17 protein-coding genes are annotated in these 13,054 nt (G+C 36.7%); 11 read left to right on the forward strand and 6 right to left on the reverse strand.

Annotated elements, in window-relative coordinates; translation table 11 throughout:
* The first annotated feature begins 45 nt into the window (after window positions 1–45).
* From R2Q84_RS19805 to R2Q84_RS19815, 3 genes are all read left to right on the forward strand, one after another.
* Window positions 46–129, forward strand: a complete 84-nt coding sequence (locus R2Q84_RS19805; protein WP_316818688.1) for an ORF6N domain-containing protein — start codon at window positions 46–48, stop codon at window positions 127–129.
* A gap of 192 nt (window positions 130–321) precedes the next feature.
* The gene (locus R2Q84_RS19810; RefSeq protein ID WP_316818335.1) at window positions 322–1,173 is read left to right on the forward strand and encodes a methylated-DNA--[protein]-cysteine S-methyltransferase; all 852 of its coding nucleotides are present in this window, start codon (window positions 322–324) and stop codon (window positions 1,171–1,173) included.
* Between the two features lie 71 nt (window positions 1,174–1,244).
* Window positions 1,245–1,754 carry a GNAT family N-acetyltransferase gene (locus R2Q84_RS19815; RefSeq protein WP_316818336.1) on the forward strand — a complete coding sequence of 170 codons (510 nt, stop codon included), beginning with the start codon at window positions 1,245–1,247 and terminating at the stop codon, window positions 1,752–1,754.
* Window positions 1,755–1,769: 15 nt separating this feature from the next.
* On the opposite strand, the gene R2Q84_RS19820 is transcribed toward R2Q84_RS19815, so the two are convergent.
* Window positions 1,770–2,042, reverse strand: coding sequence for a hypothetical protein (locus R2Q84_RS19820; RefSeq protein ID WP_316818337.1), 273 nt, complete (start codon window positions 2,040–2,042; stop codon window positions 1,770–1,772).
* Window positions 2,043–2,060: 18 nt separating this feature from the next.
* The gene (locus tag R2Q84_RS19825) at window positions 2,061–2,723 is read right to left on the reverse strand and encodes an HAD family phosphatase (protein ID WP_316818338.1); all 663 of its coding nucleotides are present in this window, start codon (window positions 2,721–2,723) and stop codon (window positions 2,061–2,063) included.
* 191 nt (window positions 2,724–2,914) lie between these two features.
* On the opposite strand from R2Q84_RS19825, the gene R2Q84_RS19830 reads away from it, so the two are divergent.
* The 6 genes from R2Q84_RS19830 to R2Q84_RS19855 all read left to right on the forward strand — a co-directional run bounded on the left by R2Q84_RS19830 (window position 2,915) and on the right by R2Q84_RS19855 (window position 7,771).
* Window positions 2,915–3,421 carry a GbsR/MarR family transcriptional regulator gene (locus R2Q84_RS19830; protein WP_316818339.1) on the forward strand — a complete coding sequence of 169 codons (507 nt, stop codon included), beginning with the start codon at window positions 2,915–2,917 and terminating at the stop codon, window positions 3,419–3,421.
* Between the two features lie 92 nt (window positions 3,422–3,513).
* Window positions 3,514–4,332: a DCC1-like thiol-disulfide oxidoreductase family protein gene (locus tag R2Q84_RS19835; protein ID WP_316818340.1), complete on the forward strand. Its 819-nt coding sequence runs from the start codon at window positions 3,514–3,516 to the stop codon at window positions 4,330–4,332.
* Between the two features lie 7 nt (window positions 4,333–4,339).
* Window positions 4,340–4,765: a hypothetical protein gene (locus R2Q84_RS19840; RefSeq protein WP_316818341.1), complete on the forward strand. Its 426-nt coding sequence runs from the start codon at window positions 4,340–4,342 to the stop codon at window positions 4,763–4,765.
* A gap of 205 nt (window positions 4,766–4,970) precedes the next feature.
* Entirely contained in the window at window positions 4,971–5,747 is a 777-nt protein-coding gene (locus tag R2Q84_RS19845; protein ID WP_316818342.1) for a membrane bound O-acyl transferase family-domain-containing protein, read from the forward strand.
* A gap of 65 nt (window positions 5,748–5,812) precedes the next feature.
* Window positions 5,813–6,895, forward strand: coding sequence for a DNA alkylation repair protein (locus R2Q84_RS19850; RefSeq protein ID WP_316818343.1), 1,083 nt, complete (start codon window positions 5,813–5,815; stop codon window positions 6,893–6,895).
* A gap of 93 nt (window positions 6,896–6,988) precedes the next feature.
* Complete coding sequence (locus tag R2Q84_RS19855) at window positions 6,989–7,771, forward strand: hypothetical protein (RefSeq protein ID WP_316818344.1); 783 nt, start codon at window positions 6,989–6,991, stop codon at window positions 7,769–7,771.
* Between the two features lie 79 nt (window positions 7,772–7,850).
* Here the strand turns inward: R2Q84_RS19855 and R2Q84_RS19860 are convergent, their stop codons facing one another.
* Window positions 7,851–8,693, reverse strand: a complete 843-nt coding sequence (locus R2Q84_RS19860; protein ID WP_316818345.1) for a VOC family protein — start codon at window positions 8,691–8,693, stop codon at window positions 7,851–7,853.
* A 272-nt stretch (window positions 8,694–8,965) separates the two neighbouring features.
* On the opposite strand from R2Q84_RS19860, the gene R2Q84_RS19865 reads away from it, so the two are divergent.
* Both R2Q84_RS19865 and R2Q84_RS19870 read left to right on the forward strand, forming a co-directional pair.
* Complete coding sequence (locus R2Q84_RS19865; protein ID WP_316818346.1) at window positions 8,966–9,454, forward strand: hypothetical protein; 489 nt, start codon at window positions 8,966–8,968, stop codon at window positions 9,452–9,454.
* 37 nt (window positions 9,455–9,491) lie between these two features.
* The gene (locus R2Q84_RS19870) at window positions 9,492–10,190 is read left to right on the forward strand and encodes a GDSL-type esterase/lipase family protein (RefSeq protein WP_316818347.1); all 699 of its coding nucleotides are present in this window, start codon (window positions 9,492–9,494) and stop codon (window positions 10,188–10,190) included.
* Window positions 10,191–10,192: 2 nt separating this feature from the next.
* Here R2Q84_RS19870 and R2Q84_RS19875 read toward each other — a convergent pair whose 3' ends face one another.
* The 3 genes from R2Q84_RS19875 to R2Q84_RS19885 form a co-directional block, all read right to left on the reverse strand.
* Window positions 10,193–10,624 carry a GtrA family protein gene (locus R2Q84_RS19875; RefSeq protein ID WP_316818348.1) on the reverse strand — a complete coding sequence of 144 codons (432 nt, stop codon included), beginning with the start codon at window positions 10,622–10,624 and terminating at the stop codon, window positions 10,193–10,195.
* Window positions 10,624–11,349, reverse strand: a complete 726-nt coding sequence (locus R2Q84_RS19880) for a CDP-alcohol phosphatidyltransferase (RefSeq protein WP_316818349.1) — start codon at window positions 11,347–11,349, stop codon at window positions 10,624–10,626. Before R2Q84_RS19880 ends, R2Q84_RS19875 begins: the two co-directional genes overlap by 1 nt.
* Before the next feature lie 105 nt (window positions 11,350–11,454).
* Window positions 11,455–12,645, reverse strand: coding sequence for a metallophosphoesterase (locus R2Q84_RS19885; RefSeq protein WP_316818350.1), 1,191 nt, complete (start codon window positions 12,643–12,645; stop codon window positions 11,455–11,457).
* Window positions 12,646–13,054: the final 409 nt, after the last annotated feature.

Here is a 13,054-nt window from a genome sequence, read left to right on the forward strand (position 1 = left end):
CCAATCTTCATTTATTTATAGCGGTTTTGGACATTTCTTCAGGTTATGTTGGATATTGATCTCTCAGAATTGTATGGTGTAGAAACCAAAGTACTAAAGCAAACGGTACGACGTAATATTAGAAGATAGAAATCTTATTTACTTACCTAAACTAATTTATAGAAAAAGAAGACAAACTAAGAACATCAATTGGTTTTAAACAAAAAGGTAAATAAAGAGGTAATTGGGTTCAAAAAAAATGATATTTGTATAACCTGAGCAATTTTCGGATTTTAGCGACGGATTAGTCTTTTCATATTTGTATGGTAAATAATTAATGATATGGAAACACAAGATCAGCTTAATTATAAGCGTATTGCCAGTGCAATAGATTATATCAAGGGAAATTTTAAAGGGCAACCTAGTCTTGACGAAATCGCAGAACATGTACATCTAAGTCCTTTTCACTTCCAAAGGCTTTTTACCGAATGGGCAGGTACCAGCCCCAAGAAGTTTCTGCAGTACATTAGTGTAGCACATGCGAAACGTATGTTGATGGAGAATAGGTCTACGCTTTTTGAAACTGCTTATGAAACCGGTTTATCTGGTACAAGCAGACTACATGATTTATTCGTGAATATTGAAGGAATGACACCCGCAGAATACAAACATGGAGGGAAAAATCTGAGTGTTAATTATAGTTTTGCTGAAAGCCCTTTTGGCAACCTTATCGTGGCATCAACGGCTAAGGGTATATGTTATATGGCTTTTGAAGACAATGAAGTTCAAGCCTTAGAAAATTTAATACTTAGGTTTCCGAATGCTTTTTTTGTCAGAAAGTTGGACCTGATTCAGCAAAATGCTCTGTTTATTTTTCAAAATGACTGGACCAAGATCGCTGAAATTAAGCTGCATTTAAAAGGAACTGATTTTCAGTTAAAGGTATGGGAAGCATTGATGAAAATTCCAATGGGGCAAGTTTCTACCTATGGTACTATTGCGAAACAGGTTGAGCATCCAAATGCGTCACGCGCTGTAGGTACAGCTATTGGCAGTAATCCAGTAGCTTTTTTAATCCCCTGTCACCGCGTAATTCAGTCGACAGGTCTTTTCGGTGGTTATATGTGGGGAAACACTCGTAAAACGGCTATAATAGGATGGGAGAGTGCCAGAACATCTCATCTGTTACCCTAAAATATATAATATCTGTATCCGTTATTGTTTATTAAAAGTATATAGATTTACAGGTAGAAATTAAATACAAAATGGAGTTTATACAGAGTACTCATCAGGATATAGATGCAATTTTTCAACTTTATGATTACGCTACGGTGTACCAGGGAGAGGTAGGTAATTTAAAGTGGCAGGGATTTGAAAGAAGCATGGTAGAAAATACAATAGATGAGAAGGTTCAATGGCAAATCGTTATTGATAATGAATTAGCTTGTGTCTTCACTTTAGCTTTAAATGATCCTTTGATATGGGAAGAAAAAGATAAAGATCCTGCTGTTTATATACATCGTATAGCTACAAACCCCAAGTTTAGAGGGCAACACTTTGTAAAGCATATTGTAACCTGGGTTAAACAGTATGCTTTAGAAAAAGGTAAATCGTATGTACGAATGGATACAGGTAGTGGTAACGAGCGATTGAACAACTATTATGTTAGCTGTGGATTCGATTATCTTGGCGTTGTAAAATTAAAGAATACTACAGGCCTTCCCCGACATTATCAAGATGGTTCGTTTAGTTTATTTGAAATTAAGCTGAATTGAGTATTTTGGATAGGTTTAGATATCCTCCTCTTCTTCCAGGTATATTTCGTGAACTAAAAATTTAGCATGTTTTAGTGGTTCTAAAAGCTCTGTAATATCTTCCGAATCGATATGATAAATGGTTTCCCCGGCATCAGGAATTTCCGAGTTGGGTATTAATTCGAAGAATTTAATTGGAAGATCTGTATCCAGTTCCACGAGTTTTATATAGTCTACGCCATTCGCTTTCCAATCCTTTAATATTTGCTCAGTGAACTGGACATAAGGGTTCTTATTTTCATTTTCCATCTTATAATGCTAATTGAATTAGTTGTTGAACATTTTTATAACCTTATTATAAGAAAGATCGGTGTAGTTGTCAATATATAAATTACATGGTGGAAGTTCTTCTTTACTATGCGATGTTAATACTCCGACTACTTTCATTCCGGCATTTAATGCTGCTGAGACGCCAGAGAAAGAATCTTCAAATACCAGGCATCTTTCAGGTGCTACGCCAAGATTATCGGCAGATTTTAAATAGACTTCAGGATCCGGTTTGTGTTTCTTTACATCTTCACTAGCTAGTATAGAACCTAATCTTTCGCGAATATTTACTTTGCTTAGTATCAACTCCAGATTCGCATATGGTGCTGATGTAGCTACGCCTAATTTAACTCCATTAGCATTTAAGTCTGATATAAATTCAACAATTCCAGTTATAGGTTCGATATGCGGTTCGTAAATTTTTCTGAACAGTCCTTCTTTTTCTGCTTCCATCTGCAAAAGTTCATCGCCTGTAACCGGGCGTTTAAGAAAGTGGCTTAAAATGTAGCTATTACTTTTGCCAAACATATGTTGTGCAAATTCTTCATCTGTTGGGGCTAAATCTCTGGTCGAGAAAAATTCACGAAAGGCAAGAGAATGGAAAGGATTGGTGTGGCAAATTACACCGTCCATGTCAAATATAACTGCAATATCATTGTTCATTACACAAATTTAACTAAGTTTCTTCGCTTATCTGTCACATAATTGTGTTAAGACTAATAAAACCATTATATAACTCTGTTTTATTATAGCTGTCTTTTGCAAGTTGTAATGACATCGATTTCCCTATGTTTATTTTTTTAATTAAACTTTCAGTAAATTTTGAAAGTTTAATATATTGATTATATTTGTACATGGAATTAGCAGCAGCAAAACAAAAATTCATAGAGGCCTGGGGTAAATTAGGATCAGAATGGGGGATTAACCGTACAATGGCACAGGTCCATGCGTTGTTACTTGTTTCTCATGAGGCACTAACCACAGAGCAGATTATGAAAGATTTGAGCATATCAAGGGGGAATGCGAACATGACGCTAAGAGATTTAATTGGCTGGGGACTGGTGGAAAAACAACATAAAGCAGGTGAACGTAAAGAATATTTTTATGCGGATAAAGACACGTGGAATATTGCCCGGCAAGTAGCTAAAGAAAGAAGAAAGCGAGAGTTGGATCCGGTTCTGAAAATCCTTGATGAGTTGTCGAATGTAGAGGGAGATGTTAAGGATCCTGAATTTAAAACTTTCAGCAAATCCGTTAAGGATATTAATAAACTGGCTAAGAATGTAGATAAAACCTTAGACACTATGCTAAAGGCTGAAGAAAGCTGGTTTTGGGGCTCGATTTTTAAAATATTCAAATAGAATATTTTTTTGCAATACATGTTTCATTTTTTATTGAAACTTCAATAAGTATAACGATTTGAATGATGAATAGCTTTATTAAATAACACTATATGAAAACGCTGAAAAACCACCTGATCCTGTTTGATGAAGAATGTCCGATGTGCCGCATGTATACAAGTGCATTTGTGAGTACTGGTTTGTTGGAAAAGGAGGGGAGAGCTGCCTACCAGGATTTGTCAACGCAAGCTTGTCCTATGGTAGACCGCCAACGTGCTGCCAACGAAATCGCATTGGTAAATCAAGATACAGGGGAGGTGACTTATGGCATCGAAAGTTTATTTAAAATCTTTGCACTGATAATGCCTTTTTTCGGTCCGATTTTTAGATTCAAACCCTTTGTCTGGTTGATGAGCAAGGTGTATGCTTTTATCGCTTACAACAGGCGGGTTATTGTACCTCCTCTAAAAGACCAGAGTTTTCAATTCCAGCCAACATTTAAATTACACTACCGCATCGCTTATCTTGTTTTTACCTGGTTCGTGACGGCTTATATACTTTCTGTTTATACTGGCTTAATGAAAGAACTGCTTCCTGCTGGAAATGCTTACCGCGAATATTTTGTTTGCGGTGGACAAATCATTTTTCAGGGGATTATTATTACCCTGCTGAATAGACGGAAAGTATGGGGGTATCTCGGGAATATGATGACGATATCCTTTGCTGGAGCATTGTTGCTGTTACCTGCTTTATTAACTTCAATATGGCTAACTATAGATCCTTTTTTTTACATGTTATGGTTTCTCGCAGTTGCTGGTCTCATGTTATTTGAACACATCCGGAGAAGTAAATTGCTGAAAATTGGTTGGGTGCTAACCATTACCTGGATGTTGTATAGCATTGCTGTTCTATTAATATTCTTTTATAAATAATGTAGTTATGAAACCAGACCTACAAACTGCTATATTTTTAGCAGGAATAGCTCAATTGGCTTTGGCCGCCGGAAGCCTTGTGATCCCGGGAATATTAAAGTGGAAGGAAGAATTGAGTAAGGTCAATACAATGATTAAACAAATGTTCTGGACATATGCTGCTTACATCTTTGTGATCAACCTGTGTTTTGGATTACTTTCTGTTTTCGCTGTCAGTGAATTGCTTAATGGCTCTTTAATTTCTTTATTGGTATGCGGTTTCATTGCAGTTTACTGGATTTCCAGAGTATTGATACAGTTCTTGTATTTTGATAGAAAGAGCTTTCCCGCGGGAAAATTATACTTGTTGGGAGAGGTTGCTTTAGTTGGGCTCTTTGTGGCATTGAGTATCATAAATAGTCTTGCGTTTTACGCCAATTATTTATTGATTTAATATGGATAACCTATTCCCCGCAGTCATTTCCTTTGTATTTATAAACTTAATTCTCTTTTTTACCGGATTTATGAGTTTTAAGAAGCACTTGATCTGGTTGGGGTGGACATTACTTCCCCTTTGTTTAATTTTTATTTACCTGGTTTTTCAACAACAAAATGCGATAATTAAAATGTGGGCCCTTATTTCAACAACTTTTACTTGTATGAAAGTGATCGTTACTATTCAAAGTTATAACCAAGAAAAGTATGAATTAAATTTAATACAATGGTTGTTGTTTTGCTTCGGATGGGCTGGAATGCAACCGAGATTATTTGCCAGCTACGGTGGGAAATCACTAGAAAATGCCTGGATGATGATCTGTTTTGGAATAAAAAGGATTGGTGTTGGACTTATGTTGATATTTTTAGTTCATCAGGTATTACTTTTAGAAATAGATCCGAAACTTATTGATTTCTTTTCTTCTGTGATTTTATTGGTCGCTTTTAGTCTTATTTTACATTTCGGTCTATTGAGTATAAGCGCAGGGATCTGGCGATTTTCAGGGGTAAATGCTAGCTATCTTTTTAGATCTCCGTTGAAATCCAACAGCCTGGCTGAGTTTTGGAGCAGGCGGTGGAATCTGGCCTTTAGTGAAATGACGAGTATTGCCATATTCAGGCCATTAAGAACTAAAATAGGTCATACCTGGGCTGTTTTTGCTGGCTTTGCCTTTTCAGGTATTTTACACGAACTAGCACTTAGTGTTCCGGTAAATAGTGGTTTTGGTTTACCTTTTCTATATTTTTTAATCCATGGTTGTCTGGTCATTTTCGAAAAGATATTAATCAATAACCAAATCCTGATCTTACAACATCATGTGATCAGGAAAATATGGGTCTTTTTCTGGTTAGTTGTTCCGGCACCATTACTTTTTCATGAGACTTTTGTCAAACAGATTTTATGGCCCCTTGCAGGTATTGATGGAGGATGGAATTTATAACAACAGACTTAGAATGCTGGTTCCATTAATAAATGTAAATTGCAAACTCAATTACACAGTCGTTAATGGAACCACTAAAAGAAATGTTTAACAGCGAATTTTATCAGCACTTTGCTGGTGTTTTTGCTCATGCAGATAAAAATTTTAATGCCAAGGCCTTTGTTGGAGATGTTACGGCCAATCTTGATGAATTGACACTTAACGGTCGACTTCGCAATACCAGTGTCACATTGCATCAGCATTTGCCTGGAGATTTTAAAAAAGCTATTGCTGTTCTTTATGGTGCGGCTCCATCTTTAAGACAAGGGTATACAGCGCTGGTACTGCCGGATTTTGTAGCGCTTTACGGAAAAGATCATTTTGATCTTTCTATGGAAGCCCTTAAGGATTTTACATCCCTCGGTTCTTCAGAATTCGCGATCAGGGAATTTTTAAAGACAGATCTGAATAAAACACTGAAAGTGATGCAGACTTGGGCTGAGGATAAAGATCATCATGTGAGGCGATTGGCATCTGAGGGCAGCAGACCGCGCTTACCATGGTCGTTTAAGTTGGATCAGATTATTAAAAAACCTTCGCTTACTAAGGATATCCTTGAAAAATTAAAAACCGATGAGACTCCTTATGTACGTAAATCGGTCGCGAATCATTTGAACGATATCTCGAAAGACAATACGGCTTATATGTTGGAATTAATGAAAGGTTGGGATAACAGTAATCCACATACCAGTTGGATCATTAAGCATGCCAGTAGAACACTTATAAAAAAAGGAGATCAGGATTCATTGTCGCTGTTCAATTTTGAGAAAGATGTGAAAGTGGGCATAGATAACTTTAAACTGAATATGTTTCATTTTAAATTGGGAGAGGAAATGCAGTTTAGTTTTGAACTTAAAAGTTTAAAGGATAGTTCACAGAAGTTGGTTATTGATTATGCAATTCATTATGCAAAGGCATCCGGAGAACAATCTAAAAAGGTGTTTAAACTGAAGGAAATTACACTGTTGCCGGGGCAGTTAATTTTAGTTTCTAAAAGGCAATTATTTAAAGATCTAACTACGCGTAAACATTATACAGGTAAACATCTTGTAGAAATTATGGTGAATGGGAAAGGTTATGGAAATATAGAATTTGATCTGTCCTGCTAGAAGATAGTTTAAATTGAAATTCTATATTTGTGTATAGTGAATATGGACCATTTTCAAATATTCCATGAACGATAAAAATAAAATTATTCTCCAATGAAAAAATACGCATTATTATTCTTTGTATTGATCTCATTTTCAGGGTACGCTCAGAATACGATCAATAACTACAAATATGTACTGGTACCTGAAAAATTCAGTTTTTTAAAGCAAGCTAATCAGTATAGATTAAATACGTTGGCCAAGGCCTTGCTCGAAGAAAAGGGATTCACAGTTTATTATGATAATTCCGAATTGCCACAGGAAATTGCCAATAATAAATGTACAGCTCTTAATGTAGAGGTGCTGGAAAAGAAGAGTATGTTTAGTACTAATCTTACATTATTGTTAAAAGACTGCCAGAACAATGTTGTTTTCAAAAGTAAAGAGGGGAAAAGTAGAGAGAAAGAATTTAGTACATCTTATAATTTAGCCCTGCGCGATGCTTTTACGTCTTTGGAAGAGGTTCCTTATGCTTATGTTGCTGGAAATAATGAAGTTAAAACTGCTATTGTTACAGTAGCTCCTCCAGTTCCTCCTGCGTCGTCAGTTCCAGCTACCCAGACAGCAGCTCCTGTTGCTCTGCCGGCAGCAGCCAGCGTTGTTCCAGTAGTAAACGCTTCAGGAACACTGTATGCCCAGGCAACAGCTAATGGATATCAGTTGATAGATACTACACCAAAAAAAGTTTTAACCTTGTTTAAAACCTCTGTACAGGATTGTTTTATAGCTGATAATGGAACAGCTAATGGAATTGTTCTTAAAAAGAACGGGGAATGGTATTTTGAATACTACAAAGACGGCTCGCTTACTGCCGAAAAGCTTTCCATTAAGTTTTAACCGTTTAATCAAATTATTTTACATAAATAAAGCCCGCCTGTATAAATGCGGGCTTTGTTGTTACATAACAATCGGTTTACTATGCATTTTCTAAATCTGCGATTACAAGTTTCTTCATTTGCATAAGCGCATTCATCGCTCTTTGGCCGCGTATAGGATCACTTATCAATTTTCCTAATTCTTTAGGAATGATTTGCCAGCTGATGCCATATTGATCTGTTAACCAGCCACAGGCAACTTCGTAACCACCTTCGCTAGTTAAATTACTCCAATATTTGTCAATTTCAGCCTGATTTTCACACTCGACTACCAATGATATGGCATCGTTAAAGCCAAAACCATGATCTGCTGAGCTATCCATGGCCATCATTACAAAATTACTGATTTTAAATTGTGCATGTTTTACCAATGCCTCAGATTCTCCGTCTTCTTTACTGTAATTTAATATTCCCTGAAGGTGGGAGTTTGGAAATAATCCCGTGTAATAATGAACTGCAGCAGTAGCCTTGCCACACCCTTCACCAGTAAACATTAAAGTAGGACAAAATTTTTGGATGGTATCGGCTTTATCACCAGTATACAATTGCCATGAAACACCATATTTATCTTCAACCCAACCATATTTAGTACTCCATTCGTAACTGTCAAGCGGCATTAATGCCTTGCCATCAGCTATTAGCTTATTCCAATATTTTTCTGTTTCAGCTTCATTTTCACACATCACCATAAACGAAATTGAGGGGTTAGGAGATGATGTTGGACCGTCATTAAGTAGCATGATTTTTTGTCCACTTAGTTCAATTTGTATAACGAAAGGCGAAGTCTGGGATATTTTCCCATCTTCGAAGGTCTGAATGTAAAAGTCTGACGCCTCTGCAATTTTACCTTTTAAGGTGAGGCAAGGATAAATTGAGTTTTTCATAATCGTTAAGCATTTGTATTCATACTAATATACGACTCTTAAAAATGGTAAATACGGTATGTAACCGCCATTTAAAGGGGGGCATTGCGACATATAATTTATTTAGGCTGTATATGCATAATTTAAAGTGTTTCTTAGGGAAATCAATAGGGGCGATAATTGAATGAAATTGTTTTATTAATATAGATATTGTCTTGTTTGTAAAAATAATTTATGTTTTGTTTGGTGTTATTGTAAAAAAATTAGGACGTTCGAATAACTAAAAGTTTAATATGGAAAAATTAGAAACAAAGGTTATAGCATTCGAAGGTGCAATTACACAGCTATTACAACATGTTAAAGAAATAAGCCATGGTATGCAAGCTGGCTTCGAAAATGTAGCTGGTAAATTCGATAAGGTAAATCAAAAAATAGATTCAGGTTTTATAAAAGTGGAGGAACGCTTCGAAACGATTGAGAATCGATTGGAAAAGGCAGACGAACGATTGGAAAAGGTAGACGAACGATTGGATAAGGTAGAGGATCGATTAGAGAAGGTAGGGAGGCGATTGGAGAAGATATACGAACGATTGGAGAAGGTAGAGGGGCGATTGGAGAAGATAGAAGAACAATTGGAAGAGGTAGAGGAGCAAATTGAAGAGCTTAAAGCACAAATAGGAGAGGTTAAAATACAATTGGAAGACGTGAAAGGAGAGGTCAAAAAGATCAATCTTGTAACGGGATACCAGGCGGTGTACAGTAATGAACTAAAGATTAAATAAAAAAACAGTAGATTATGTCACTAAAATATAAATTGTAATGAACCGTTTCCTATTGTTATTTTTTTTACTGTTAAGAAGCAGCTTTGCAGCCTGTTTACTTTTTTCTTCTACAGTACTATACGCTCAGGTTTACAATCCCGAAAAATTCGAAAAAGACATAAAGGCTTTCGATAAACGTGATGCTATAGAAAATGTGCAGCCTGGTTCAAACCTGTTTGTAGGTAGTTCTTCTATCACCAACTGGAAAGATATTGCCAACTATTTTCCTGAATCTTATGTAGTTAACAGAGGGTTTGGCGGATCAAAGTTTGAAGATCTAATACATTACGCAGATCGGGTAATCATGCCTTACAAGCCTGCAAAGATCTTCGTTTATGAAGGTGATAATGACATTGCCGCAGGTATTGATACCGAAACATTGATTAGACGAGCTAAAACACTGAGAAAAAAGATTGCTCTGGCATTTCCAGGAGTTCCGGTCGTTTTTATTTCAGTAAAACCAAGTGTAGCAAGGTGGAATTTAAAGGATAAGTATGAGGCATTTAATAAGGCGCTTAAAGAGTATGTAAAAAAAGAGAAGTTTACTGCTTTTGCTGATGTGTGGACACCAATGATTGATGGAAATGGAGAGGTGTTTAAAGATGTTTTTTTAACAGATAACCTACATATGAAGTCCAATGGTTATGAAATCTGGCAAAAGGTACTTGAGCCTTTTCTATTAAAGAACAAAAGGTAATTTTAATTCTGTTGCTGTAATTCTTTGACTTGAGGCTTTCTAAATACCCAGTATTTTTGCAAAACATAATTGAAACCAAGGGAAACAATAATGTCGACCATAATCCTGGTAATCTTATAATCGAGTTTTAGCCAGTTGGTAAATAAATAGGTGCCGGATGATTTTAAGACGATGCTACCAGCCACTACAAAAACGAACTTAACCAGTTGGAACCCGACAGGAGATTTGCTGGCTTTATTATCTGTGAAAGTCCAGTATCTGTTAACAGAAAAGTTCAGCACAGCACCTATAATTCCACCGATAGCAATGGATATGGTATAATGAATGTGCAATAGTTCTGTGCACAGGATCATCACTGTATAATCAAGCAATCCGCCAGTAAACGCCGAAACCTGTGCCTTGGCAAATACAAAAACAGACTTCTTTTTACTCATTAAGCAGCGTTATTTTTAGCTTTTCGTTCCATATCGTCCCGTATATCGCCAAGCTTTAAAAGCTTCCTGGTGTCTATAATATTAATGATGAAAAGGGTAATGCAAATTCCGCTGGCAAAATACTCGAAAAGGTGACCAAATATGGTTTCAACAATAAGCATAAGTGCGATTATAATACGAATTTCTGTAGGGCCTACCAGACCAGAATCTATACTGTAAACATCGGTAATTTTATACCTGAGTTGTGAAATAATCATAGCCCATCCATAGAGGACAACAAAGATAAAGGCAATCAACTCATATGCACTTCGCGCATATACCAGGTAACCCAGACCTATTAACACGGTGCTTACCCAGTCCATAATGATATCGAGAGAAAAACCATACCATTTACGAGGGATGTTGCGATAATAAGCTACACGGCCGTCTAATGAGTCGCCAAGCCAGTTTATTGCCAGTCCGGCAACGCCCAATAGCAGGTAATTTCTGCTTAGGTAAGTAGCCAGAATAAATCCTGCCAGTACCAGAACAGAGCCCAGTGTACCGGTAAATGTAAGCATGTTAGAGGTAATGAAATCTGGAACTCTTTGAACAAGAAAGGAGATCGTTTTTTGTTCTGCAGCGTTTAAAATATTTGTTCTCTTTCTATCCTGAAATACTCTTTTAAGGTCATCCGTAGGGGTAGGTGCAACTAAAGTTTCTTCTCTCAATTTGTTTTGTTCCATTAAGGCTCTATAATGTATACTTGTAAGTTAAGTATAGTATGCAAAAGTATAGAATTAAAACAATTGAAGTCTCATTTTGTTAGAAAACAACCTTTCTATGATAAATTAAATACCTGACTTCTTAAGTTCAATTACTGTAATTTCAGGCCAGATGCCTATTCGACCTGAAAATCCAAGGAATCCAAATCCCCTGTTGATGTTCAGGAATCTGCCATTTTCATTTGCAATGCCTGCCCAATGTGCATATCTGTATTTAACAGGGCTCCACTTTAAACCAAATGCTTCGATACCGAATTGCATACCATGGGTGTGGCCGGATAGGGTTAAGGCTACTTTTGATGGGAGTTTTTTTACTTCATTATCCCAATGAGTGGGGTCGTGAGATAGCAATGCCTTAAAATCTGTAGCATTTGTACCTGCTAATGCCTTTTTCAGATCACCACGTTCCCCGAAGCCGATCCCCCAGTTTTCTACACCAGCCAATATAATTTTTTCTCCGTTTTTATACAATTCAACATGTTCATCCAGCAATAGTCTGAAGCCTAGTTCTGCATGATATTGTTTTAATTGTTGCAGATTAGCTCTTTTTTCGGCGTCGCTTTCCCATTTTATATAGTCGCCATAATCATGGTTTCCTAATATAGAGAATTGTCCATAAGGTGCTTTAATTTGCGAGAAGTAGCTAATCCATGGTACAATTTCCTCCGCTTTATTGTTTACAAGGTCACCGGTAAATACAAAGAGATCCGATCTTTGGGCTTTAATCAGATCAATTCCTCTTTGTACCGCCTTTGGATTTTGAAAACTGCCGGCGTGTACATCTGATATTTGGGTAATGGTAAAACCGTCGAAGTTCTCCGGCAGATCATCGAAGTGTAAAGTGTGTTTAATTACCCGATAGGCATATTTTCCTTTTATAATGCCATATATAAATATAGCAATGGTGAGGGTAAAGAGGAATGCTGCAAATTCTACCCAATATATATTTCTAGAACCGCCAGTAATTAAATGAAATATGTCGAGAGGTATTAAAAACAGGATAAAAACCAGCTCTGCTACAAGTAACACAAGAAAAGCATGGGTAGCGATCTTAAAAATCATGTCCATTCCGTTGTCGCGCATTCTTAATATGGAATAGATTAGTGCCGCAATTACTATGGTGATAAATGTCCAGAATACTGGGGTAATAATAGGGTTAATGCTCAGTGTATGAATACCGGAAAGTACATAGCTGTTAATTAAAAAGAATAGTAGAGCAATTACTGCAAAGGGCAGGAGGTTTATTTTTCGTTTCATTTTTTTAAATTACAACTCTGACAGCAAAGTGTTTTTGCAAAGGTAGATATGTCAGTAAGATATCAGTAGGTTATTTCTACAAAGTAGGGTATAAAGGGGGGTGAAGCAAGGTATTGAGTCGGTGAAGTGGGTAGATTATCTTAGTTCAGACAAGGGTAAGATAGAATTAGGTCTGAGTTTGGAATGACAGTGCAGTGAGTCCGCAATGAGTCCGCGTTGAGTCCGCCTTTTTACAGGAAAAAGGCGGACTCAACGTGCTGGAATTATTCAGATAGGGTGTATTCATTACAAAGGCTTAGGGAGCTCTCCCCGGACTATGTTTTTTACTGCTGGTCAGCAACTGACATCCTCCTTCAAAACTCCTTGTATTATAATCCAATTCCTGCTAATTGTTTCGTTACTCGTTGCA

It is taken from the genome of Pedobacter nyackensis, assembly GCF_032678475.1.
In the GTDB taxonomy this organism is placed as follows: domain Bacteria; phylum Bacteroidota; class Bacteroidia; order Sphingobacteriales; family Sphingobacteriaceae; genus Pedobacter; species Pedobacter nyackensis_A.